Genomic DNA, 23,308 nt, shown 5'->3' on the forward strand with positions numbered 1-23,308 from the left:
ATGATGAGACATTTATTATTGCTTGGTACTACGGCTTTACTTTTGTCAGGGTGTGGAAATTCGTCCCAAAAAGCTGTGATGGAAAAACTTCCTCAAGAGCAGATTGCAGTATTTGTTTCTACAGACAAACATTTGGATAACACCTATAACTGGGCCCGAAAAATGGCATTGTCGTATGCTCACGATGGTACGGATCCGGTAGGGTATTGGTATGAGGCTGCTCTACCTCAGCGCGAAGCTTTTTGTATGCGTGATGTTTCTCATCAATCGGTGGGTGCCCAAATTTTAGGATTGTCTGCACATAATAAAAATATGTTCAGAAAATTTGCAGAGAATATCAGTGAGAGCAAGGACTGGTGTACATACTGGGAAATCAACCGTTATGACAAGCCTGCACCGGCGGATTATACGAATGATAAAGAATTCTGGTATAACCTGAATGCGAATTTCGATGTGATTCAGGCTTGTTGGAAAATGTATGAATGGACTGGTGACAAGGATTATCTGACGGATTCCTGTTTTGTCAATTTCTATGACAAATCTTTGAATGAGTATATTTCTCGCTGGAAACTCCAGCCTGAGAATGTCATGTCACGGCCACGCTACATGAATCAGCCGGAGAATTTTGACTTGAACAATAACTTCCATACTTGCAGGGGACTGGCTTCTTATGTAGAGAACTTCAGAGGACTGACAATGGGAGTGGATTTGATAGCTACACTATATGCAGGATTTAATGCCAGCTCTCAGATGGCTTCGTTGTTAGGCAATAAGGAAAAGGCGGAAAAGGATAAGCAGATGGCACTTGCATATCGGGATATTCTGGAAAAAGAATGGTGGTGTGAAGACAGTGCCTATTATCAGACTTTTTGGACGGAAGACCGTACTTTCCATCGCGGAGAGGGAGTTCCATTTATTTTGTGGTTTGGGGCAACGGATAACACAAACCGTATCCAGGCTTCTGTCAAGGATATTCTGAGTAAGGAATGGAATGTAGAGAACATGTCTGCTTTTCCTGCATTACTGTACCGGTTGGGATATCTTAAGGAAGCCTATACTTATCTGACGGAACTTCCCCAGATGAACCGTTCGGAGTATCCAGAAGTGTCGTATGGAGTAATCGAGGGTACTGTATGTGGCGTGATGGGAGTGCTTCCTTCTGCCAGTGAGAATATAATCTCCACTTGCTCTCGCTTAACTTCAGATACTTTAAATGCTGAAATCAGAAATCTACCTGTACTTGATGGATATGTCAGTGTAAAGCATACCGGATGTATTGCTACTGAGATAGAAAACAATACCTCACAGGAACTTGTATGGAGGGTTGCATTTATGGGGCAGTATCCGCAGGTTAAAATTGATGGAAAACGTTATCAGACAGATTCTTGTCAGGATGTGTATGGAAATAGATATTCAATGGTAGAGGTGAAACTGCCTTCAGGCAAGAAGATGTATGCACAGGTATCGGATGAAAAATAATAAGAGTTTTTCTTAATGTATATTTAGACTATAGGGATATTCAATAGGTCTTTTTATAGGGAACCGGTTATTGAAGAAAAATCATGAATTCTTCAATAACCGGTATGTTTTTTAAAAGGAAATATAAATGCTGGGGTAGAATTTTGTATTTTTGCTTAAATGAACATGCTTTAATATAAACTAATAGGGTATGAAATTCGCAAAGCTGCTTTTTTCGATTATATTTTTAGGCTATTTCCTTTTGTGTGGGGGAGCATCCCGTAATGTGACTCATTACACCATCAGTGACGGACTTTCGAATAATGCGGTATATAGCATTACGCAGGATACGAAAGGGCGTATGTGGTTTGGAACGATTGACGGTTTGCACAGCTTTGACGGGAATCATATTCGGGTGTGGAGAGATAGTCGGGTAGAATCCTTGGGCGCTTGCATTTATACCATATTGGAAGATAGCATGCAACTTTATGTAGGAAGTGAACGAGGACTGGCAATCTTCAATTTATTGACCGAGAGCTTTTCTGATTTTCAGGCCCGTTCCGAGTTTGGTGAGAGCATACATTCTTCCGTATCTCATGTGATGCGTGACAGTAAGCATAATATCTGGATAACTACTGCAGGACAAGGAGTGTTTCGTTACAATCTTCCCAATAAGACACTTCATCAGTATATGGCTATTGGAAAGGTAAACTGTGATTTTGTGTATTATATAATGGAGGATTCTTCCGGTACGATATGGCTTGCTACCCGTGAAGGAGGAATCAGTCGTTATGTAGCTTCGCAGGATATGTTTCAACCGGTAGCTTTACAGGATGTGAAAGATGCACGTGTGCTGTTTGAGGATTCTTCTCATCGCCTTTGGGTAGGAACTGGAAGAGATGGACTTTATTTATTGGATAAAGAGCATGGGCGACTGATTCAGAAAATTCCTCCTTTACAGTTTAATCATCCATTTCAAGTAAGAAGAATTGTTGAATGGCAGCCCGGTCATCTGCTGTTGGCTTCGGATGAAGGGTTGACGAAGTATGATGTGACTACGGAAAAAGTCGATGTGATAAAAGCAGATAGCAGACATCCGGAAGGACTGAATGATAATTACCTGCATGAATTGTTTCTTGACCGGGAGAATGCGCTTTGGATAGGTACTTATTTTGGTGGGGTAAACTATGTTTCTTCTGTGCAAGATAATTTCCGGCATTATCATAAAGATAATTCTCAATTGGATGCACGTATTATCAGTGTGTTTGCCCATGCAGATAAGGGTAATTTATGGATTGGAACAGATGATGCCGGCTTCTTCTATTGGGACAGACAAAAGCAGACATTTCAGGGGTATCGCCCTCAAAAAGGAAAGCCAGGACCTGCCTATCATAACATACATGCTTTGTTACAAGATGGAGACAAATTGTTTGTGGGTATGTTTATGGGTGGTCTGGATATCCTGGATTTGCGGACAGGCAAGTTTAAAAATTATAAGGCAGATACTTCTCCGCGTTCATTGTATTCTTCTGAAATCTATGCACTTTATAAAGATTCCAGACAGAAAATATGGATTGGTACTACTGCCGGATTGAATTGTTACAATTCGCAAACGGACGATTTTGAACGAATATATGAGCTGCATGGAGCCAATATTTCATATATTTTTGAAGAAAAAGGGAAGAATTTGTGGGTATGTTCGCTTAACAGTGGAGTATATTGTCTGGATTATCAGACCGGGAAATGGATGCATTATTTTCATCAGTTGAAAGATGAAGAAGGCACTCTGCCGACGAATCAAATCATTACCGGCTGTTTGGATATGCAGGGAGTTCTTTGGCTCGGTACGGATGGAGACGGCTTACTTCGATATGATCGGAAAAAGGATGTATTCGTACGTGAAGGACTGCCGGAGCACATACGTGTGATTTATAAGATATTACCGGATAAAGATAAATTGTGGTTTACTACCAATAATGGCATGTATTGTTATCAGCCTCTTACTTCTTCTTTGAAGTTTTATAATAAGAAAGACGGTTTACAAGAAAATTTGTTTCTTCCCAATTCAGGAATCCAGTTGTCTGACGGAACAATAATGGTGGGAGGTGTAAATGGATTCAATGAGTTCCGTCCTGATAAGATACAAGTTGATACACAGATTCCTACCGTCATTCTGACTGATTTTCAGCTATTCAATAAACCGGTGGTTATTGGAAGTGAAGACTCTCCATTAAAAGTTTCCATCACTTATGCAGACCGTTTGGTGTTGGACTATTCTCATTCCATGTTTAGTTTTTCGGTAGCTGCCTTGAGTTATATTAATACCTCAAAAAACAAGTATCGTTATCGTTTGGAAGGATTTGAAAAAGATTGGACGGAAACGAATGATGCTCCTCATGTGACGTACACAAATTTACCTGCCGGGGATTATGTATTTCAGGTGAGTGCGTCTAATTCTGATGGGATGTGGAATGAAAATGCCATAGCCTTTCCTATTAAAGTGCTGCCTCCCTGGTGGGCATCTTCGTATATGATTGTTGGATATGTATTGTTAGGGATAGCGGGTCTGGTTTATGCTTATTATCGGATGAATAAAATACATCGTCGGCGCATGACTTTATTGGAAAATAAATTCAATCTCTCAAAAATAGCATATATAATGACTTGAAATTCAGTGTATTGAAAATTTCATAGTTTTAATTGAGGAACAAATAAGAAACAAAATTGCTAATTAAAGGCATTTCCCGATTTTTTGTTTTCACTCTGTTTCTTTCCTTGCACTTGCTTATAATCGGGACTTCTTGAACCAGCTTCCTTCCAGAATTTTTTTCCTCGTCCGACGGTTGTATTTGAACTTCCAAGAACCATTGCAGCCAAAAGAAAAGCAAGCCTTCTCTAATTCATACAAAGATAAGGAAAAACTTATAGGCAGGCAAATTTGTCTGCCTAAATATAGTTTACTTTGATTTAGCATATATATAGGCTAATGGACTAAACTAAACCTTTTCCCGAACTTCGTAAAACGCTCTGGTCCCATTGTACAGCCAAAAGAAAAAAATATTCCACGGCATATTTTTCTTTTCGCTGCAACTCCCTTTTTATAAACCATCAACCCTTTACACGAGATCTTCTCTTCCCTGTATTCGTACATCCGCTTTCGGGCTGCTGATATGAATTGTGTCGCAAAGGTATCTGTCATGTCTTTCTTGTATGCAAGGTCTCTGCCTGACGGTTCACGACAAAATCTCCACGCTCCGCTTTGCGGAGGTAGTATTTGGTTGTGAAACCCTGCATAAAGAGCCATGCCACCTTTTAAGGCGACATAATTAAATCAAGCCCGAAAGTAGCTGATTGCTACAAGAGGGAAAAAAGAAAACTTAAAATTCAAAGTTATGGCAAACTATGCAACAAACATTTTTCATGCAAGTACAGAAAACAAGCAAGACCTCGATAAAATAGAGGCATTTCTGGACGATAATTTCAACGGCTTTGTCAATCGGTATAGTGATATAGTAGATGCCGAATTTTCTTCCCGTTGGGAATACCCGGAAAAAGAAATCGACGAACTGGTAGCTTCTTTGGAAGCCAAAGATAAAATCTATATCCGCATACTGACATACGAGTTAGAGGACGAATACGTGAGCTTTCGGATATTCTCGCAAGGCAAGTGGGACATTAAGCTGTAACCTAAAAACGCATTCACTATGTACGAATACGAAGAAGACAGCGATATTATCGGTTTGTCCTGTACACTGCTCAATCCATACAAAGGTTACACGGAAGGTACAATCGTGGGCGACTATGGTAACACCATAGTTGTCCGCCTTGAAAGCGGCAAGGAAATTTCAGAATACCGTGATGAAGTGATTATCCATGATTAAACGATAGCAAACGTATGACACAGATAGCAACAAAATTCGTCAAATGGGATATTCCCGAACTGGCGACATTACAGGATAGCAAGGTTTACAAATTGCGGGTACACCTGAACAACGGAGGCAAGTTAAACAGGGAAGAAAAAAACTGGATTACCCGTAACGTGTGGGAAAGCATCTATTTCAAACGTGGAATTGCCTTGAACGGTTATCACTTTGACTTTTCCGACGTCCTCAAGCGGTATTTCGTCAAACAGCACGGAAGCATTCACGAGTATTATGCGATTGACAAAACAGCTTTACGCTCGATACTGTACGGCAGGATCGAGGATATTGTAGAAGTGAACAATTAAAAAAACAAGGATATGGGAGAATACAAATTTTATCAAGACCGTAAGGTTACAAGTTGGGAGCGGGATTATTTCAGTGTAAAAGCAAACAGTTACGAAGAAGCCGAGGCAATCGTCCGCTCATGGAACTGTGAGGACGTGTCGAACATCATTGACAACCGTCTTTGCTATGAAGAGTGGCAAGCATTGACTGACACGTCAGAAAATATGCTCCCCGAAGAAAACGACGGCAACCCGACAATAGAGATTTTCAACGAAGACGGAGAATCCATAATGACCAATGTACCCAAAACACCTCAATCAAACCAATAGAACCATGAACGTAACAATCGAACACGTCTTTTGCCGCTATAGCGATGAAGCGGAAGAAATCTATTTCAGAATCATGAACACGATTCTTTTTGCAACTGACGAAACCGAACTTCGTGCAAGTATGGAACGTTTGAAAAACGAGACCTCACTCGATGAGTATTTTATATTCGGATACGGAGCACACCATATCTGGATAAACCAACGGCGACCGAGTGATAAAAACAGAATTTTCAAAAATCGGATTATGGTAGCCCATTTCTGACGGGAACGGGCAAGAGACCTCCGATGTACTTTTGCGGGCTGAACCGGAACTGCCAGTTTCAGCCCGTTTCTTTTTCTCTCGGCAGACATGCCGGCGCAATACCTTTTTTATCCTCATAATCATTATACAGCCCGGAGATCCATTTATATTTCTTTTCGCTGCAACCCTTTTATATAAGCTATCGGACCTTTTGCAAGAGACCTTCTTTTCCCTGTGTTCGCACATCGCTTTCGGGCTGCCTGATATGAATTGTGTCGCAAAGGTACTTGTCATGCCATTCTTGTATGCAAGGTCAAAGCCTGACGGTTCACGACAAAATCTCCACCCTTCGCTCCGCACGGGTAGTATTTAATCGTGAAACCTTGCATAAAGAGCCATGACACCTTTGGGGGCGACATAATTAAATCAGGCCCGAAAGTAGCTGGTGCTACAAGAGGGAAAAAAGAAAACTCAAAATTTTAGATTATGGCAAACGATGTAACAAATTCAAATGGACGAGTAACGGTAGACGAAGTAATACACAGAGATTCGGTTTTCAGATACCAACTGTTAGACCGCTTACGGTCAGACTGCGAGTATTACCTTAATTACGGTAACAGACATCCCAAATCTTTATGGGCTGGCGACGAAAAATTGCAAATTGAATTTATGATAAAACTGCATGAGAGTTTCAAAGAGGACGAAAAACCGGAGTGGCTTACGATGGATAAAATTTTGGAATACAGTAAGAGAATGATAGCTCAAGAAGAATAAAATTATCACAGAGAAACAGGTTAAAAATGTAATATTATGGCATGGTTGGCAGTAAATAAAGACGGAACAGAATGGATTATGCCCGAAAAGCCCGTTCGGGGCTGGTGTGGGCATTGGGAGTACTCGGAAGAAGTGTACATCGAGAGCGAGCAAGGGTACGTACCAATCGAGATAGAACTCCCAAAGGGGTCTGTTTACAAACTACTCGGTAAGGAACTGACATGGGATGATGAACCGGTGGAATTGCAGACCGAAACAGAAAGGAGGTAAAAGCAAGTGGGCTGAACGTAGCATCGGTTTCAGCCCGCTTATACCGGCTAAACAGGTACACACCGGCGGGAATCCCTTTTTTATCTCCGTAACAGACATCCGTACCGTTTCCTTCGGAAATAACCCTTTATACCTTTTGGCAGGCCATATCCTTTTGTAAAAGACGTCCATTCGTGCGAAGGGGCGGTTCCTCCGCTTTGTTTCAAGGCAGACTTCAGCCTTTTTTCCTTTTCCTCTTCTTTCCCTCATTTCTCTTGCCGGATAGAGACAGCGACATCAATACGCCGCATACATCTTTTGTCGGCTCTTCGTTTGGGCTCCTTTTCCACTATGCAGCGTACATGGTTGTATAAACGGTATATCGTTCTTGCCGCTTCAACCCCAAACAGCCGATACGCTTTCTTGCCAGATGTTCTTCCCGCCCACCTGCCGGAACGGGAGCGGTCTTGTGTCGGTGGACGGACAGGTCTTTCATGTCTCCGAACCCGCTGCGATTGTTTCGCCTCGACTTTTTCGCGACCGCTTTCTATTTGAAGTCGCCATATCGTTTTTCGTTGCAAAGTTAGTATGCAGACGGGCGCGACCTGGTGGTCTTGACCAATGGCGTATCGCACAAATCTTCCTTTATCGGGCCTGCGGTTTGGGGCTTCGCCTCCAAAATAAAGAGTATTTATGCGCTATCCTTGGTGCAGCCCTTTACTGCACCTACTTTTTATGCACCGTAAAACTGATTTATTAACTTCAAAAAGCAATCGCAATGAAAAAGATCGAGAACAATTTCGCAGTAACCGGATTCGTGGCAAAAGATGCCGAAGTCCGTCAGTTCACCACCACAAGTGTCGCACGTTTCCCGCTGGCAGTAGCCCGTCAGGAGAAGAACGGTGAGGAAACCAAGCGTATATCCGCTTTCATGAACATTGGAAAAGCCACACTAATTTGACCCACCCTGGCAAGTATTTTAGACCCAGTAAGGTTAAAATAATGAGACCCACCTCACCAAAATAAGAATGACCCTTTGAAACGCTAGTTTTTTAGGGTCATTTTGTAGTTTTGTGTTACTGCCCTGGCCGGCATTAAAAACATAAAACTATTATTTATATGACAAAATTAAAGAATTTATTGCGCTGTTACGCATCTGGTATGGGAATAAGAAGTATTTCTAGTACTTTCCATATATCTCGTAACACCCTCCGCAAGTATGTCCGTAAATTCCAAGAAAGTGGCTTGTCCATGGAGCAAATTCTGTCGCTTTCAGATGATAAGCTGGCGGACTTGTTTTCAGATGGGCATTCTCGTAACCGTCCGCCTTCTGCTCGCAAGTTGGAGTTAGAGGCACTTGTTCCTGATTATGTGAAACGGCTTAGCAAGAAGGGTGTTTCTATCTTATCTCTTCACACGGAGTATCTCAAAACTCATCCTAATGGTTACCAGTATTCTACTTTCAAACACGCAATCCATGCCTACAGATGTCAAACACGAGCCGTAGGACATGTAGAGCACCTTGCTGGCGATCAGATGTATATTGATTATGCAGGTGATAAGCTAGAGATAGTCGAAGAACAGACGGGTGAGGTGCGGAAGGTAGAGGTTTTTGTGGCTACCCTTCCATGCAGTCATTACACCTATTGCGAGGCAGTGTGGTCGCAGAAGAAGGAAGACCTTATCGTTGCTTGCGAGAATGCTCTTCATTTCTTTGGTGGTGTACCCAAGGCTGTTGTGCCTGACAACTTAAAATCAGCCGTTATCCGCAGTGATCGTAATGAGCCTGTTATCAATGACGACTTCGCTGCTATGGCTGAATTTTATGACATGGCTGTTTATCCAGCTAGGGTGCGCCGTCCCAAGGACAAGGCACTGGTTGAGAATGCTGTAAAGCTAATGTATCGGTCGGTATATGTAGATATTGAAGGGCAAATTTTCCATAATCTAGAATCACTTAATGTTGCTATACGCACATCTTTAGAAGCATTTAACAGCCGTAGATTGAGTGGGCGTAAGGAATCCCGTCAAGAACTATTTGAGGAAATGGAAAAAGATTTTCTTCGTCCTCTTCCTACCGCTCGCTATCAGATGAAGTCTAGAAAGTCTGCTACTGTCATGGCTAATAGCTTCGTTATGCTAAGAAAGCATAGTTATAGTGTTCCAACAGAGTATATCGGCAAACGTATGGAGCTTATTTACGATAATGACAATGTTCAAATCTACTATGGGTTAAAGTTAGTTACCATCCATCAGCGAGATGATACTCCCTATACCTACTCACAGAAAGATGCACATAATCTTCCTGGTCATCATGGTAGCTTTGAAAAGGATTTGGAGGAAATATATCAACGGGCAGGGCAAATAGACAACATCCTTCTGCTTTATCTCAAGGAAGTCGCTACGCAGATGAAATATCCACCAAAAGCCTTCCGCTCTTGCCGTGGTATCATGTCGCTGGAGAAGAAGTATGGCATGGCTCGTCTAGTAGCAGCTTGTAACTGTGCCTCGGAAGGACGACGCTATGGCTATAATGAGATAAAGGATATACTACAGAAGGGTGATGATGCTCCCTATATATCTATGGATGAAGATAATATGGAGCTATCTCCTGAATATAAACCAAAAACTCATAAGAACATACGAGGCAAGGATTATTTCTCAAAGCAATTATCCAATAATAGCAAACAATTAAAGTAAACAACTATGGAACTAAATAATAATAAGACAGCACCTATTGTGCAAGAAATGGATAAGAATCAGTTATCTCTTGATTTAATGCATAGAATGAGGCTTACGGGTATGGCAACTGCCTTTGAAGAAAGTCTAACAACTACAATTGCAGATACGATGACACCAGATGCCTTTTTATCTTGGCTCTTATCTCGAGAATGGGACTATCGTTCTGCAGCAGCCATTGAAAGACTCATAAAATCAGCAGGGTTTAGATATAAAACCTATCCTGAGCAAATAGATTATAATATCAATCGCAACCTTAGCCAAAACAAAATGGAGAGAATACTCTCACTTGATTTTATCAAGCAAGGACGCAATATATTTATTACTGGTTCATCAGGAACTGGTAAAAGTTTTATCGCTACAGCTATAGGCTATCATGCTTGTAAAAATGGTATTAGAACGATGTATGCTAACATGTCAAAGCTGCTGGGGACACTTAAGGTTGCCAAGAACAAAGGAACGTTAGAAACAGAGCTAAAGAAGATAGAGCGATGTCGCTTGTTAATCCTCGATGATGCCTTCCTTGTACCTGTAGATGCAAAAGAGCGTCCTATATTACTTGATATTATAGAAGATAGGCATGAAAGGAAGTCGATTATCATATCTTCTCAACTTCCTGTAGACAACTGGTATGATGCAATAGGCGACCCTACCGTGGCAGATGCTGTACTAGATAGAATTGTGCATACCTCATATCAAATAGAACTAACTGGAGAGAGTCTTAGAAAGATAAAAGCAAAGAATATTACCAAGTAATAGCGAAATAAAATGACCCACCCGACCAGGGCATTTAGTGGGTCAATAATAAATCGTTTTACTGGGTCTAAAATACTTTGACAGGGTGGGTCAAATTAGTGTGGCTTTTCCAAGGCAGTAACAACCGTTCCACAAGTTCTTTCTTGTTCTCAACGGGCATCTTGTTTCTGCCTTTGGCAATGACTTCAGCAGCCAAATCGCTTTTACGCCCGGCAATGTATTTCTGTCGCTTTCCGTTTATGAAGGCCTCGATACGGAAATCATGCCGGGTGTTTTCGATGATGTTGATTTCTGATACCAAAAAGCCATCCTCTGTCTCGTAGGGTTCGACAATGGTGGGCAGGTAGTGTTTCATGGTTTTCCCTATGATCGGAGATACCAAACCGGAAAGATGCTCTTCGATGCGGTCTTTCCAATAGTCATCGATTTGATGATTGGTGGCATAATCGTAAAAATGGCTGATGGCAAGGCTGACTTCTTCGATTATCCTTTTCGCATTCTTTATTCCGTTCTGTTTGGCAAATTGCATCAGGTCATCTTCCGTGATGTCGTTATCTTTTCCTGCAATGCTCATGGAGTGTGCGTTTTCGTATGCCGCACCGTCCAAATTGGTGGTGAATGTCATGTCGTAGGCTGGGGTGATGTGCCATGTGCCGTTTCTTTCCATCAGGAAAGAGAAATTCTTGATGTGGTCATCCACATTGCCGCCCATGATATTGAATACCGTCCTACGGTAGAGTTCGGACTGTTCGCTTGCCGGGATGTTCAGTTTTCGGCAGACTTCAAACAAATCCTCATAGCTCGTTGCATCCGGATTCATGGCAGCAAGTGTCTGTGTATGTATCTTCTCTCCGTTTATCCTATCGTAACGCTCCGTCAGGAAGTGATGTTTTCCCTCAATTTGAATGAGTCGGGAAGGCATCATCGTAATCCCGGCTTCCTTTGCCATCTCATAATATACCATTTCCATTTGCGTGAACGGAAAATCGTCCCCTTCTGCAAACTTCAATATGTAGTAGGTATAGCCCTCCGGTAAAGGGACTTGGCCGGAACGTATATCATGTGTCGTTTCATTGATGGCGATGATGGCTTTCGGGTGCTGCCCTCCGGCTGATGTACCTATCTCATAGATACTTTGCAGTTGCAGTGCTTCGTCATCTTGCACGGATATTTCCTCCCGTTCCTCAAAGATACGGCGTGCCAGTTGGTATAAACTCTCTATCTGGAGAGTGGAAGAGGATTCCAATCCAGGAGTGGCCGGGATGAACTCAAAGGCTCCCATTCCCCGTTTCCCGATGAAAGACAGTTTATCTACCGGTGTGAGTTTGCGCTTGGGGATATGGTTTTGTGCCGCCCATTGGTCGAAGACCATGTTACCCCACCGATCAGGCAATGAATCTGCCAAAAACGGTGGGAGACCTTGATAAGTCTTTTCTTTGTTTCCGAGTATGGGCATACCCTTTGCCGCCGGTCCTTTGACAGAAGCGGTCAGTGGGGCGATTTCCACTCCTTTCTTGATGAAATCCGGATGATAGTTGAAGACGGCTCTTTTGTTTCTTTCGTCCCAATAGAGCTTTCCGACTTCTTCTCCCCATAACATAACACTCACAACATTATTTTCCATGTCTTATCCTTTTCGGCTTTTTATTCATTATTCGTTCCATTGTATAGGCTGAAACAGGTATTTCCGGCATCAGATCATCCATCTGTTCCAGACAGTCCACTACTCGTAACAGGGCAAGAAAGTTGCCCATATTGATGTTATAGGCCTTCCCGTTCTCAAACTGGCGTAAGGTGATAAGGCTGACACCGGCTTTCTCGGCAGCCTCTTTTTGGGTGAGCCTATAGGTTAGCCTGTATTCCTTAAATCGTCTGCCCAGTTCCACTATGATTTCCGGATTGGCCATGGCTTGGGTGATGTGATTCGTTGTCATTTTACAAAGGTAAATATATTAATTGTTAAATCAAAATATGATATATAACAATTAATATATTTACTGTTATATTGAATTGTGCGCGATGTAGTTTGTGTGCTAATCCCCCAATTCCATGCTACGTTTATTGCCGCCTGTAATCGGGCTTTGCGCGGGTTTTATGTCCTGAAGGCTTTTTAGCATCCCTTCCATTTGGAAGATTTTGGCGGCAGCGATGAAGGTGGTGGCGGATACATCCGGCTGGAGGCTTTTCAGTGTGTTCTCCGATGGCTGATATCCTCTCATCTTCAGTTTCAGAATGGTATTGAAGTCATCATTTCGCATAGCCTTCATGAAAGCCTGCTCTTGTTCGTTGGCAATGTCCGGCATATGGATCGTATGCAGTTGCTTGCCGAACAAGAGCAGGTTTTCTCCGATAAAATCGGCGTGTTCCGGCTTGACCCCGCAATCCTTGGCAGTCTCATGCCAATGCGATACGGTTTCCTGTATCTCTTCGATAATCTGTTTGTGTTTCCGGATACCCATGTTCTCACCTACCTTTTGCAGATCTTCCATCGTGAAATTGTCTTGTTTGCCGTTGAGTGACAGCTGGTGGCGGTTCGTCCATTTGCCGCCCGGTGTGTATGAGTAGCAGAGGTCGTATGCTGGGGCCAGTTTCCACTTCCCTTGTCTATCCATCAGGAAAGATAAGTTCTTGCTATGGTCGTCATGGTTCCGGCTCATGACGTTGAACACCATTCTTCGGTATAGTTCCTCCTGCTCTGGATAAGGGAGGTTCATCTGCCGCATGATACGGAATATCTCTTCGTATGAATGGCGTTGGTCACGGTCATAGTGGGCAAGCCCGGCCAATGTCTGTACATGGATCTTCTCTCCGTCTTCCATACGGTCAAAACGTCGTGTCATAAAGTGATATGACTCTTTTTCCTGAAGTAACCGGCATTCCATCATATCGATACCGCAGGCTTTTGCCATCCGGTGATAGGCATATTCGATATTTCCTATTCCTTGTGGATTGTCCGTTATCTGCGTGTGTTCGCTGTATTTGCCGCCATCAAATTTCAACAGCCAATACCCGAATCCTTCAGGAGCTTTTACCTGTCCGGAGCGTACCTCTCCGGTAATATCGTTGTAGGCGATGATGGCCTTGGGCTTGGCACCTCCGGCAGATGTTCCCACTTTCAGTATATCCAGAATGTTTCTTCCTTCCTGGCGCAGTTGGACCTGAAAAGCCATTCTGTCCGTGAATACGGATTTGGCAAGCTCAGTCAGTTCCTCGATATGGAGCACTGATGATTCGTTCATGCCGTTGATTGGCGAGGACGGCTCAAACTCCAGTGCGCCCATGCCACGTTTGCCTACATAGCAAAGCCTGTCTAAAGGGGTAATCTCTTCTCCGGACAATCCCTTGCTGGCAAACCATTCATTGATGATCTGGTTTCCGAAAGTGTCCGGCAGTGAATCGGCAAACAGGCCGGGCAACCCCTTGAAACAGTCGGTACGGTTTTCAAGGAACCGGTAGGGGGTGTTCCTGTACTGGCTGATGGGCATGATGATGGGAGAAATGTCAAGACCGGAGCGGATGAACTTCCGTTCATAGTCGAACAAGGCGGCATTGCTTTCCTTTTCCCAATAGAGAGAGCCTACGCTTTCTCCCCATAGCTTTACATCTACTATCAAATCATTCATGGTTATCTTGTTTTAAATGGCGTACACGGTAGCGTTTCTTTCCTTGCAGTTTTTTGAGCTCTATCGGGCTGACCCGGATTTCCGGTACCAGTTGCTCCAGGTTCTCCAGCAGGCCGAGCGAGCGGAGTACGCTGATGAACAACAGCAGCGATACCGATTTGCCCTTCTCGATGTTCGCAACGGTCAAGGGGCTTACACCGGAAGCCGTTGCCAGTTCTTCCTGCGTGATATGCTGCCTGATACGTGTCTCTTTGATGCGCTGGCCGATTCTCATCAGCACAGCTGGATTGCTCATTTCATTCCACATGGTTGTTCCTTTTTTGCAAATATACAAATAATCCATGTAAATATATAGATTAACTTGAATATATGATGTTAATCTATATGAATACAATGATTATAGTTGCTTTATCGGCTGTTTTTTTCTTTGAACTAGGATGAAAACTGACTAAAATCACAATGTGTTGTGAATATGAAAGAGCTAGGAAAGATGATTAAAGAGTGCAGGAAGAGTTTGAAGGTCAATCAGCTGGAACTTCTCCGAACTGGCGGGCGTGGGCATCAATACGCTGGTGGCCATCGAGCGTGGAGAAGGCAATCCTAAATTGGCTACTGCTTTCCATTGGAGTTGATTAAAGTGCGGAAAAATGTATAAGATTGCTTCTATTATCTGTTTATTTTAGTATATTTGTGCTTTAAATAAGTGCGGATAAATGTATTATACGCTGTTTTTACATGTATAAAAATGCTGTTTGTAGATGAAAAGATTTGTTTTGCAACAACTTATAGAATGGAAAAACCGTGAGGATAGAAAACCTCTGATTTTAAATGGTGCCCGACAAGTTGGGAAAACATGGCTGCTCCATGAGTTTGCCAAACTTGAATACAAAAAAGAGGCTTATGTGGTATGCCGTAAGAATAACCTTGCACGCCAGCTTTTTTCTCAGGATTTCAATGTTGACAGAATTTTACGGGGGCTGCGTGCGATGACTTCCGTTGACATTACTCCGGGTGATACGCTTATTATCCTTGATGAGATACAAGATATCCCGGAAGCACTGGAATCTTTGAAGTATTTTAAAGAGGAGGTTCCGGAGTATCATATAGCTGTGGCAGGTTCACTTTTGGGGATATCCCTTCATCAGGATGTGTCTTATCCCGTAGGGAAGGTAAATGTCATCAATATATTTCCTATGAACTTTGAAGAGTTTCTTGTCGCCAAGGGAGAAGAAGAAGCTTGTAAATTGCTTATGAGTGGGGATTTTGAAACGATAAGCCTCCTGCATGACAAATATACGGATCTCCTTCGGCAATATTATTATGTAGGTGGTATGCCGGAAGTTGTACTCAAATATGTAGAAACGGATTCCTTGCTGGAAGTCAGAAGAATACAGTCGGAGATTTTGCAAGGCTATGATCTTGACTTCTCAAAACATGCGCCCAAAGAACAGGTTCCGCGTGTCCGAATGGTATGGAACAGCATTCCTTCCCAATTATTTAAAGAAAACAAGAAATTCATTTACGGAGCTTTGCGAAAAGGTGCCAGAGCCAATGATTTTGAGATGGCCATTCAATGGCTTGTAAATGCCGGGTTGTTGTATAAAGTGCCTCGATGTACCAAACCGGAGCTTCCGCTTGATATTTATGAAGACCTGTCGGCTTTCAAACTCTATATGGTTGATTTGGGGCTTATGGGTGCTATGGTCAAGACAGATCCGGCCCAAGTCTTGATTAAAAACGACATATTTAAGGAATACAAGGGAGGAATGACTGAACAGTATGTATTGCAGCAGATGAAAAGTAAGGGCGTGTCACCGATTTATTACCATAACACAGACAATTCGCGTCTTGAGTTGGATTTTGTTATTCAACGTAATGCCCAAATGGTGCCGATAGAAGTGAAGGCCGAAGGGAATGTCCGGGCCAATTCGTTGACAGCATTACTGGGAAAAAGACCGGAATTGCATGCGGAGAGATTTTCTATGTTGCCTTATAAAGTACAGGGTAATCTTACAAATTTTCCGCTATATGCAATATAGGTGTATCCTTTTCCCATGCCGGTCATACCGTTAGAACTGATTGATAAGTATGATGCGTATGTTGGCCGGTATGTCTATCTTTGTGGCAATGAAAACAGAGAGAGGATTGATTTACGCCTTGTTTTCCGGGACGGAAAGGAGATTGGCACGGATGATCTGAATCTGTATTATAATTGATGTGACGGCTTGGATGTCCCCCGGATGAATGTTCGGGGGATTCTTTTTCTTTTGGGCGTTCCTGTGGGACGGTCAGGCTTTCCGTTGCAAGTCCTCGCCTAAAGGCTGTGGGCTTTACTCTGCAATCCCTAACGCATGGCTGAAAAGTCCTCTTGCCGGTGTTCTTCTTCATACAGCCTCATGCGTTCTTGTAATGCTTCTTTTAAATTGTCGCTTTTTTTCAGTCCGAGTTTGGCACGTATGTTCGCTCGTTGGCTGGTTATGTTTCCGCTACTCCGATGTAATAATTCGCATATTTGGCTGACGGTCTTGTCTTGCAGTATTAAACGGCAGATGTTTAATTCGGACGGGGATAAATTGGGATATATTCTCCTGATTGTATCAAGTTTACTTTTTTCCTTTTTCTGGTATGCGGCAAGGGCTGTAAAAAGATTTTCTTTGGATTGTTCCCCTATTATGCTTAACAGGGAGCTTGTCTTTTCTTCCGGGTTATTCTCGCTTAACAACTCGGCGAACGCGAATAGTTCTTCCTTTTTCATTTGGAGACGTTTCAAAAGCATTTCCTCTTCCTCTTTTAGCAAGTTGCTACTTTTTAGCAAGCTGCTGATATTACTGTGTAAGGATCTTCCTAATAAGGGGATCATGGTGTATATGATGATGATCAAAGGCAGATAACTGTATAGGAACGGTTCGTCGGTGATAAGTGTGCAGATTGTATAGGAAGCTATGGTAAGGGAGGACAATAGGATGGAGATATTACTCATATAGGCACAGATGGAAAGCATGGTAAATAAGAGAGAGATACTAATGTTACTCATTATCAATGCTCTTTGATAACTATATTCATATCCGCTACATATTGAGCAATAAATTATTTCGATAAAAATCTCGATATGTATGGCTATCAGTATAATGGAAAAGGTCGTGGTCAGATTTACTCTCTTTTTAAAATAAGCGAGAGTGCACATAATGATAAACAGGAATAATACGCTGTTAATATAATAAAACTGTTCATTGGGAAATGGAACTGAATATATGTATATGGGTGCGCATAAGGCCAGCATGAGCAGGGATAGATGAAAGACACGTTTTTGTTGATACGTTATTATCATTTCTCTTTCTTTTTTGTCGTAAGTTTGAGTTTTTATTGAACTTAGAAAAGTAGCGGCTTTTGTGCTGATTTTCATGTGTTTTATTGTTTTAAGTGTTATTAAGTATAATGTTTCCTGCAAAAATAACTGTTTTTTTTTTTTTTTGTATGTTTAAGTACTTTTCTTTATGATGTTAAGTGTTTTTAATTGTTGTGTAAGCGTGATTGGCTGCTGTGGTAAGTGTTGTAGCTGTTGTGTGGTTGTCTTTTTAAGTATTTATAAGTTTAAAATACTTGTTTTTTGCTTTGGAGGTTGGTTTATAAGTGCATATCTTTAGCGGTTGAAATTCAGGGGGTGTAAAAGCCTGGGTTTGGATTGTCATATTAACAAATGATTAAATGACGAAAAGATGTTTTTTTTATATTAAATGTGTATTGTTCGTGCTCGTGTTGAGTATAAGCGGAGAAATATCCGCTCAGGAGAAGCGTGATTCGGTAAGGATCTATTTTCATCAAGGAAAGGTAAATATAGATACATGTTTACTTGACAATGGGAACGAGATGGAGCGGTTTGCTAAAATCTGTTCCGCATTGAACGACTCCGTCCGTCTTATCAGGAAAATTCAAATAATAGGAGGAGCTTCCCCGGAAGGAGGGGGGCTGTTGAATGGAAGGCTGTCTGAAAAACGAGCAGAGGTTTTGTGGCGGTATATATCACCTTATATAAAGATTCCGGTATTGGAGAAGGATTTTCATTTTTCGGGAAGTGACTGGAACGGACTTATAACGATGGTGAGAGCGGATGTGAATGTTCCGGAGAGGGAGGATGTCCTTCGTTTGTTGGAGAAGATCGTACGTTTGGAAAACCAGGACAGCCCTTATTGGGGGGGAGAACTGAAAAGACTGAAAGGGGGGAGGCCATACTCATATTTGTATAAATTCCATTTTCCGAAACTTCGTTCGTCGATGGTGAAAATATGCTATGATAGTGATCCGATAAATCCCGTCAGAGATACGGTATATATACATACACGTGATACGTTGTGCATCCGTGATACCGTTACCGTCATAGCTCCGGTAAAGAAACGGCCGTTTTGCATGGCGGTGAAAACAAACTTGCTTTATGACGCTGTTTTGATACCTGACATCGGGGTTGAGTTCTGTTTGGGGAAGAACTGGTCTGTGGCCGGGAATTGGATGTATGCCTGGTGGAAAAGTGATCGGAAGCATAATTATTGGCGTATCTATGGGGGAGATGTGGAGTTGCGCCGCTGGTTCGGTCGGAGAGCGGTGGAAAAACCGTTTTCCGGGCATCATGTCGGATTGTACGGGCAGATCGTCACCTATGATTTCGAATTGGGTGGGAAAGGTTACTTGGGGGATAAATGGAGTTACGGGGGAGGCGTGGCTTACGGCTACTCGTTACCTGTGGGACATCGGTTCAATGTGGATTTCACGTTGGGAATCGGCTACCTTGGAGGATCGTACAAGGAGTACATCCCTTTGGACGGTCACTATGTATGGCAGACCACTAAAAACCGCCGCTGGTTCGGCCCGACCAAGGCGGGTATCTCTTTGGTGTGGTTGATCGGGCGGGGGAATTATAGCCGGAAGAAAGGAGGCAGGCAGTGATACGGATACGCTTTAGTCTGGTGTTCATATTTTTATGGATAGGACTGACGGCTTGTGAGCATAAGGATTTATGTTACGATCATCCGCACTTTGCCACGGTGCGGGTAATATTCGACTGGACCAAGATTTCCAATCATGACAAGCCTGAAGGCATGAGGGTCGTATTTTATCCGACCGATGATGAAAGCAACACGTGGATATTTGATTTCCCCGGAGGAGAGGGGGGGGAAGTGGAGCTCCCCGAGAATGATTACCGGGTAATTTGCTTCAACTACGATACCGACGGGATGGTTTGGAAAGGAAACGGCAGTTACACGCTTTTTACTGCCGATACGCGTGATGTTCGGTCACCGGATAACCGGACAATGGCTGTCACCCCACCCTGGCTGTGTGGCGACCATATAGACGGAGTTATCCTCAAGGACATTCCGGGAGGAAGCGCGGAGATAGTACGGCTAACTCCCGTAAACATGGTATGTCACTACACGTATGAGGTGAACGGTCTTCGGGGACTGGATAGGGTGGCGGATTTGCGGGCCGCTCTTTCCGGCATGTCCGGCTCGCTTAACATGTCCGGCGACAGTTTGCCCGCCGGTCTTTCGGAGAGCCTGCTCTTTGATGGAATGGTTTCACGGAATCAGATTATAGGCGGATTCTATACGTTTGGACATTCCGCACTTGAAGGAGAGCCCAATGTTTTCCGGCTGTATCTCAAGAACCGTTCCGGCAGCATGTCTGTATTGGAACAGGACGTGAGCGACCAAGTGCATGATGTCCCGGTAGCGGGGCATGTCGGTGATGTGCATCTGGTGTTGAATTTTGATTATGAGGTACCATTCGAGCCGGGAAGTGACGGTGCGGGATTTGATGTGGACGTTGATGATTGGGATGATGTGAATGTGGATATAGTGTTATAAACGGATATTTGAGTTTTCAGTGCGGATTGGATGCCGGGTAAACGCTATGTCAACTATTAAGTAATCGAGTTTATTAATTATATGTATCAATTTAATTTATTTTTATTTATGAAAAAAAGTACAGTAATGCTTTGGGCAATCTTTGGAGCACTACTCATGGGTTGCTCAGACGAGGAGATTGCGAATGTGGAAACCTCCTCACGAAATGCGATTGGTTTTAACGTGTTAAGTAATGCGGCGGAAACGAGGGCTACCCCTACTACCAACACCAACTTGAAGAACACCGATTTCGACGTGTTCGCTTTTACGGCGGATGGTACTGCCTTCATGGGAAAGGTCGACACGGAATTTGGACATGACGGAGTGAATATCGTGTACAAAGATAATAAGTGGGATTATAAAAATGCGGGCGATCTTCGTTATTGGCCTACCGAGCCTTTGGACTTTTACGCGTTCAATCCCGGAACGGTTGATGAAGCCATGCAGTGGAGTTATATGTGGGAAGCCACCAAGGATACTCAAAAGATAACTTATTCCTGCTCCGATGAGTATGGATCTGGTATCAATGCTCATGAAAACTACGACGTGATGTATGCCATAGCCAAAGGCCAGACAAAAGACAAGAACAACGGAGTAGTGAAATTTAACTTCAAGCATATTCTGTCACAGGTCGTATTCAAAGCAAAGACTGAATACGATAACATGCAGGTGAATATAAAGGACATCAAGATTTTTAATGTAAAAATGGGCGGCGTCTACACATTGCCTGCGACAGCCGATGGAACGGGAAGTTGGGCTGTGGGTGATTGGCCTGAAAGCTCTACAGGAGGAGGTTTTATTACCGTAGTGCAAGGCAAATCCATTGAGGTCAATAGTAATACCACAGCTACCGATATTTCCGAAAAAACTCCTATGCTGAATATACCACAGAAGCTGACAGCATGGAAAGTTTCCGAAGAAGCCACCAATACCAAGATAAAAGCCGACGGTGCGCATCAATGTTACCTGTCGATCACCTGCAAAATCCAGCAGTCCGGAGGTTATCTGTTGGGTTCAGCAGATAGTTACGGAACAATTTATGTTCCGTTCGGAGATACATGGGTAGCGGGCAAGCGTCATATCTACACGTTGATTTTCGGTGGTGGTTATACTGATCAGGGAGTGGCTGTGTTGAATCCGATCCAGTTTGATGCAGAGACAACAGGCTGGGTTGATGCAGATAAAGACGTAAACGTCCAACCCCAACCTTAATCCAAACGTTTATTAATATCGTACCCGTTGGCAGGTTAAACATACGCAAGATTAATCCTGCCAACGGGTTCTTTATAGGGAATCGCATTTTCAATATACTTTTTGATGTGTAGGGGTGCTTTTTGCGTACCTTTTTCCTGGAGAATTTCTTTTGTGGAGTGTTTGCCCTGTATATTCCCGATACGCTGTTATAGCAGGGAACTGTTTTTATCCAAGTAGTCAGATATAGCCTCTTGCAATACCGATTTTAGCGAATCGCCTTTGCGGATCGCGATCAGCTTTAAGTTCTGGTGATAGGTTTCGTCCATGACAAAATTACAATGCACGGTTTTCGCTTTCTTCGGCTTTTGAGCCTCTTTTTGCCCGGCCGTGGATTGGATCAGGCTGTCTAATCCCCCGGTCAGCCCGGCCGACATACTGTTTTTTAAATCGTTCTTCTTTGCCATATGGTTACTTTATTTCTGTTAGCAGTTCGTTACATACCTTTTCGTAGTCCTCTGCCCCGGCAGATTTGGGGGCATAGTGAAAAATATCCTGCCCTTGTGTCGGGGCTTCGGCCAGCGCAATGGAGTTGCGTATATGGGTGCTGAACACTTTGCCCTGGAATGTTTCCTGTACCAGTTCCGAAACGCTCTTGTTCAGGTTCTTTCTTCCGTCGTACTGGGTTATCAGAACCCCGGCTATCGAAAGATCCGAGTTCAAACGTTGCTGCACCTTGTGGACGACCTGCATAAGTTTGGCCATTCCACGCATTGCCAGGAATTGAGCCTGAACCGGGATAATCAGCCGATCCGAGGCCGTCAGTGCGTTAAGCGTGAGCAGCGACAGCGAGGGGGGACAGTCGATCAGGATATAATCGAATTTCTCCTTTTGGCCCTTGATAAGGTGGGCTAAGATAAGTTCCCGCCCGGCCTCGTTGATTAACTCCGTTTCAACGGCCGAGAGATCCAGGCAGGAGGGAACGACGCTAAGGCCGTCCTTATGCTCGTAGATCGGCAGGTCGTATTCGCCTTTCATCGCGCCGTAGATCGTTTGGGGAAGCTCCGCAGAGAAGCCCAGCGATTCAGTCAGGTTGGCTTGTCCGTCAAGGTCGATCAAAAGAACCTTGTACCCTTTTTGACGTAACGCGCCGCCCAGGTTGATCGTGGTTGTAGTCTTTCCTACTCCCCCTTTGTGATTCAATACGGAGATTACTTTTGCTTTGCTCATAAATTCAGTTTTTTAAATGGTTGTCATGTCCGCAAATATAGTCAAAAACTAATATACTAAAATACTAAAAGTAGTATTTTTCGTTTTTTGCGTGTTTTTTGTGCCGATCGGGGAAGCGTACCGAAATAAATCCGGTTTCCACCTTTCGGTACGTTTTGTTTCTGTACCGGAATTAATCAAAGATTAGAATAACCATAAATGTTTTTATACGTTAATCATACGTATGTATATATGTATATATTTGTTTTTGAGTATCTTTGTGTGCTATAAATAAAAAATAAAAGACATGAGCACTTATTCGTATAAAAATCCGAAGTTTATAAATTCCCCTAAAGGGATGGTTGAAGTTGTAGAAGTGATTTATGACGGCAAAGATGATCCGGCCTATTCACTGGCTATTATTAAATGGGAAAATACCTATAAATTAGGTATTCGTTGGAACATCGCTTATAGTGAATGGGACGATTACCGCAAACAGAACGGGCAAGATGAATGTATAGGTAATCCACAGTCGAGAGGTATTCCCACCTGGTTTGTTTTGCCCGATGATATGATGTTTAGTGAGAAGTTCAGCGGTGCGATGCAGAGGCTTGATGAATTAAGAAAAGGTAAATAA

General features: G+C 43.0%; 23 protein-coding genes and 2 pseudogenes. 18 read left to right on the top strand and 7 right to left on the bottom strand.

Features of this window, described 5'->3' with window-relative positions; translation table 11 throughout:
* From BACPLE_RS17940 to istB, 12 genes and pseudogenes are all read left to right on the top strand, one after another.
* Positions 1-1,479: a hypothetical protein gene (locus tag BACPLE_RS17940; RefSeq protein WP_007564594.1), complete on the top strand. Its 1,479-nt coding sequence runs from the start codon at positions 1-3 to the stop codon at positions 1,477-1,479.
* A gap of 190 nt (positions 1,480-1,669) precedes the next feature.
* A complete protein-coding gene (locus BACPLE_RS17945; RefSeq protein ID WP_007564596.1) occupies positions 1,670-4,126 on the top strand; it encodes a ligand-binding sensor domain-containing protein in 2,457 nt (818 codons plus the stop codon).
* A 724-nt stretch (positions 4,127-4,850) separates the two neighbouring features.
* A complete protein-coding gene (locus BACPLE_RS17960) occupies positions 4,851-5,144 on the top strand; it encodes a hypothetical protein (protein ID WP_007562314.1) in 294 nt (97 codons plus the stop codon).
* Positions 5,145-5,162: 18 nt separating this feature from the next.
* The gene (locus BACPLE_RS17965) at positions 5,163-5,339 is read left to right on the top strand and encodes a hypothetical protein (protein ID WP_007562312.1); all 177 of its coding nucleotides are present in this window, start codon (positions 5,163-5,165) and stop codon (positions 5,337-5,339) included.
* A gap of 14 nt (positions 5,340-5,353) precedes the next feature.
* Positions 5,354-5,686, top strand: a complete 333-nt coding sequence (locus BACPLE_RS17970; protein WP_007562311.1) for a hypothetical protein — start codon at positions 5,354-5,356, stop codon at positions 5,684-5,686.
* Between the two features lie 12 nt (positions 5,687-5,698).
* Positions 5,699-5,995 (top strand): hypothetical protein, encoded by a 297-nt coding sequence (locus BACPLE_RS17975; protein WP_007562309.1) that lies wholly within the window; start codon positions 5,699-5,701, stop codon positions 5,993-5,995.
* Between the two features lie 4 nt (positions 5,996-5,999).
* A complete protein-coding gene (locus tag BACPLE_RS17980; RefSeq protein WP_004289503.1) occupies positions 6,000-6,257 on the top strand; it encodes a hypothetical protein in 258 nt (85 codons plus the stop codon).
* 465 nt (positions 6,258-6,722) lie between these two features.
* A complete protein-coding gene (locus BACPLE_RS17985; protein WP_007562306.1) occupies positions 6,723-7,010 on the top strand; it encodes an LPD11 domain-containing protein in 288 nt (95 codons plus the stop codon).
* Positions 7,011-7,046: 36 nt separating this feature from the next.
* On the top strand, positions 7,047-7,280 hold the full coding sequence (locus tag BACPLE_RS17990; RefSeq protein WP_007562304.1) for a hypothetical protein: 234 nt from the start codon (positions 7,047-7,049) through the stop codon (positions 7,278-7,280).
* 757 nt (positions 7,281-8,037) lie between these two features.
* A pseudogene (locus BACPLE_RS17995) lies at positions 8,038-8,199 on the top strand (single stranded DNA-binding domain-containing protein); the annotation flags it as partial.
* A gap of 179 nt (positions 8,200-8,378) precedes the next feature.
* Complete coding sequence (gene istA / locus BACPLE_RS18000; protein WP_004353653.1) at positions 8,379-9,959, top strand: IS21 family transposase; 1,581 nt, start codon at positions 8,379-8,381, stop codon at positions 9,957-9,959.
* Positions 9,960-9,965: 6 nt separating this feature from the next.
* On the top strand, positions 9,966-10,754 hold the full coding sequence (istB, locus tag BACPLE_RS18005) for an IS21-like element helper ATPase IstB (protein ID WP_004353655.1): 789 nt from the start codon (positions 9,966-9,968) through the stop codon (positions 10,752-10,754).
* Positions 10,755-10,821: 67 nt separating this feature from the next.
* Here istB and BACPLE_RS18010 read toward each other — a convergent pair whose 3' ends face one another.
* From BACPLE_RS18010 to BACPLE_RS18025, 4 genes are all read right to left on the bottom strand, one after another.
* Positions 10,822-12,378: a type II toxin-antitoxin system HipA family toxin gene (locus BACPLE_RS18010; protein WP_007564604.1), complete on the bottom strand. Its 1,557-nt coding sequence runs from the start codon at positions 12,376-12,378 to the stop codon at positions 10,822-10,824.
* Positions 12,368-12,688, bottom strand: a complete 321-nt coding sequence (locus tag BACPLE_RS18015) for a helix-turn-helix domain-containing protein (protein ID WP_005868815.1) — start codon at positions 12,686-12,688, stop codon at positions 12,368-12,370. The genes BACPLE_RS18010 and BACPLE_RS18015 overlap by 11 nt, the downstream gene beginning before the upstream one ends.
* Before the next feature lie 99 nt (positions 12,689-12,787).
* Positions 12,788-14,377 carry a type II toxin-antitoxin system HipA family toxin gene (locus BACPLE_RS18020; protein ID WP_005868813.1) on the bottom strand — a complete coding sequence of 530 codons (1,590 nt, stop codon included), beginning with the start codon at positions 14,375-14,377 and terminating at the stop codon, positions 12,788-12,790.
* On the bottom strand, positions 14,370-14,720 hold the full coding sequence (locus BACPLE_RS18025; RefSeq protein ID WP_005868812.1) for a helix-turn-helix transcriptional regulator: 351 nt from the start codon (positions 14,718-14,720) through the stop codon (positions 14,370-14,372). The genes BACPLE_RS18020 and BACPLE_RS18025 overlap by 8 nt, the downstream gene beginning before the upstream one ends.
* A 129-nt stretch (positions 14,721-14,849) precedes the next feature.
* Here BACPLE_RS18025 and BACPLE_RS19790 point away from each other — a divergent pair.
* Positions 14,850-15,009 (top strand): annotated as a pseudogene (locus tag BACPLE_RS19790) (helix-turn-helix domain-containing protein).
* A gap of 126 nt (positions 15,010-15,135) precedes the next feature.
* Positions 15,136-16,416 (top strand): ATP-binding protein, encoded by a 1,281-nt coding sequence (locus tag BACPLE_RS18030; RefSeq protein WP_005868811.1) that lies wholly within the window; start codon positions 15,136-15,138, stop codon positions 16,414-16,416.
* A gap of 305 nt (positions 16,417-16,721) precedes the next feature.
* Here the strand turns inward: BACPLE_RS18030 and BACPLE_RS18035 are convergent, their stop codons facing one another.
* Positions 16,722-17,780 (bottom strand): helix-turn-helix domain-containing protein, encoded by a 1,059-nt coding sequence (locus BACPLE_RS18035; protein WP_007564609.1) that lies wholly within the window; start codon positions 17,778-17,780, stop codon positions 16,722-16,724.
* 302 nt (positions 17,781-18,082) lie between these two features.
* Here BACPLE_RS18035 and BACPLE_RS18040 point away from each other — a divergent pair, with 302 nt between their 5' ends.
* The 3 genes from BACPLE_RS18040 to BACPLE_RS18050 all read left to right on the top strand — a co-directional run bounded on the left by BACPLE_RS18040 (position 18,083) and on the right by BACPLE_RS18050 (position 21,483).
* Positions 18,083-19,315, top strand: coding sequence for a DUF3575 domain-containing protein (locus tag BACPLE_RS18040; protein ID WP_007564611.1), 1,233 nt, complete (start codon positions 18,083-18,085; stop codon positions 19,313-19,315).
* Positions 19,312-20,232, top strand: coding sequence for a DUF5119 domain-containing protein (locus tag BACPLE_RS18045; protein WP_007564613.1), 921 nt, complete (start codon positions 19,312-19,314; stop codon positions 20,230-20,232). The genes BACPLE_RS18040 and BACPLE_RS18045 overlap by 4 nt, the downstream gene beginning before the upstream one ends.
* A gap of 108 nt (positions 20,233-20,340) precedes the next feature.
* On the top strand, positions 20,341-21,483 hold the full coding sequence (locus tag BACPLE_RS18050) for a fimbrillin family protein (RefSeq protein ID WP_227994799.1): 1,143 nt from the start codon (positions 20,341-20,343) through the stop codon (positions 21,481-21,483).
* A 188-nt stretch (positions 21,484-21,671) separates the two neighbouring features.
* Here the strand turns inward: BACPLE_RS18050 and BACPLE_RS18055 are convergent, their stop codons facing one another.
* Both BACPLE_RS18055 and BACPLE_RS18060 read right to left on the bottom strand, forming a co-directional pair.
* Positions 21,672-21,929: a hypothetical protein gene (locus tag BACPLE_RS18055; RefSeq protein WP_005648607.1), complete on the bottom strand. Its 258-nt coding sequence runs from the start codon at positions 21,927-21,929 to the stop codon at positions 21,672-21,674.
* Positions 21,930-21,933: 4 nt separating this feature from the next.
* Positions 21,934-22,692 (bottom strand): ParA family protein, encoded by a 759-nt coding sequence (locus BACPLE_RS18060; protein WP_007564630.1) that lies wholly within the window; start codon positions 22,690-22,692, stop codon positions 21,934-21,936.
* A 286-nt stretch (positions 22,693-22,978) separates the two neighbouring features.
* Here BACPLE_RS18060 and BACPLE_RS18065 point away from each other — a divergent pair, with 286 nt between their 5' ends.
* Positions 22,979-23,308 carry a hypothetical protein gene (locus BACPLE_RS18065; RefSeq protein ID WP_007564632.1) on the top strand — a complete coding sequence of 110 codons (330 nt, stop codon included), beginning with the start codon at positions 22,979-22,981 and terminating at the stop codon, positions 23,306-23,308.

The sequence above is a fragment of the Phocaeicola plebeius DSM 17135 genome (assembly GCF_000187895.1).
Lineage (GTDB): Bacteria > Bacteroidota > Bacteroidia > Bacteroidales > Bacteroidaceae > Phocaeicola > Phocaeicola plebeius.

What these genes read in the sequence shown, in the direction of transcription:
- BACPLE_RS18065 (WP_007564632.1), top strand. Translation starts at nt 22,979, where the DNA reads ATGAGCACTTATTCGTATAAAAATCCGAAGTTTATAAATTCCCCTAAA.
- BACPLE_RS18015 (WP_005868815.1), bottom strand. Translation starts at nt 12,688, where the DNA reads ATGACAACGAATCACATCACCCAAGCCATGGCCAATCCGGAAATCATA.
- BACPLE_RS17980 (WP_004289503.1), top strand. Translation starts at nt 6,000, where the DNA reads ATGAACGTAACAATCGAACACGTCTTTTGCCGCTATAGCGATGAAGCG.
- BACPLE_RS17990 (WP_007562304.1), top strand. Translation starts at nt 7,047, where the DNA reads ATGGCATGGTTGGCAGTAAATAAAGACGGAACAGAATGGATTATGCCC.
- BACPLE_RS17940 (WP_007564594.1), top strand. Translation starts at nt 1, where the DNA reads ATGATGAGACATTTATTATTGCTTGGTACTACGGCTTTACTTTTGTCA.
- istA (WP_004353653.1), top strand. Translation starts at nt 8,379, where the DNA reads ATGACAAAATTAAAGAATTTATTGCGCTGTTACGCATCTGGTATGGGA.
- BACPLE_RS18050 (WP_227994799.1), top strand. Translation starts at nt 20,341, where the DNA reads ATGAAAAAAAGTACAGTAATGCTTTGGGCAATCTTTGGAGCACTACTC.
- BACPLE_RS18020 (WP_005868813.1), bottom strand. Translation starts at nt 14,377, where the DNA reads ATGAATGATTTGATAGTAGATGTAAAGCTATGGGGAGAAAGCGTAGGC.
- BACPLE_RS18055 (WP_005648607.1), bottom strand. Translation starts at nt 21,929, where the DNA reads ATGGCAAAGAAGAACGATTTAAAAAACAGTATGTCGGCCGGGCTGACC.
- BACPLE_RS17985 (WP_007562306.1), top strand. Translation starts at nt 6,723, where the DNA reads ATGGCAAACGATGTAACAAATTCAAATGGACGAGTAACGGTAGACGAA.
- BACPLE_RS18060 (WP_007564630.1), bottom strand. Translation starts at nt 22,692, where the DNA reads ATGAGCAAAGCAAAAGTAATCTCCGTATTGAATCACAAAGGGGGAGTA.
- BACPLE_RS17965 (WP_007562312.1), top strand. Translation starts at nt 5,163, where the DNA reads ATGTACGAATACGAAGAAGACAGCGATATTATCGGTTTGTCCTGTACA.
- BACPLE_RS17960 (WP_007562314.1), top strand. Translation starts at nt 4,851, where the DNA reads ATGGCAAACTATGCAACAAACATTTTTCATGCAAGTACAGAAAACAAG.
- istB (WP_004353655.1), top strand. Translation starts at nt 9,966, where the DNA reads ATGGAACTAAATAATAATAAGACAGCACCTATTGTGCAAGAAATGGAT.
- BACPLE_RS18025 (WP_005868812.1), bottom strand. Translation starts at nt 14,720, where the DNA reads ATGGATTATTTGTATATTTGCAAAAAAGGAACAACCATGTGGAATGAA.
- BACPLE_RS18035 (WP_007564609.1), bottom strand. Translation starts at nt 17,780, where the DNA reads ATGAAAATCAGCACAAAAGCCGCTACTTTTCTAAGTTCAATAAAAACT.
- BACPLE_RS18030 (WP_005868811.1), top strand. Translation starts at nt 15,136, where the DNA reads ATGAAAAGATTTGTTTTGCAACAACTTATAGAATGGAAAAACCGTGAG.
- BACPLE_RS17975 (WP_007562309.1), top strand. Translation starts at nt 5,699, where the DNA reads ATGGGAGAATACAAATTTTATCAAGACCGTAAGGTTACAAGTTGGGAG.
- BACPLE_RS18040 (WP_007564611.1), top strand. Translation starts at nt 18,083, where the DNA reads ATGACGAAAAGATGTTTTTTTTATATTAAATGTGTATTGTTCGTGCTC.
- BACPLE_RS17970 (WP_007562311.1), top strand. Translation starts at nt 5,354, where the DNA reads ATGACACAGATAGCAACAAAATTCGTCAAATGGGATATTCCCGAACTG.
- BACPLE_RS18010 (WP_007564604.1), bottom strand. Translation starts at nt 12,378, where the DNA reads ATGGAAAATAATGTTGTGAGTGTTATGTTATGGGGAGAAGAAGTCGGA.
- BACPLE_RS17945 (WP_007564596.1), top strand. Translation starts at nt 1,670, where the DNA reads ATGAAATTCGCAAAGCTGCTTTTTTCGATTATATTTTTAGGCTATTTC.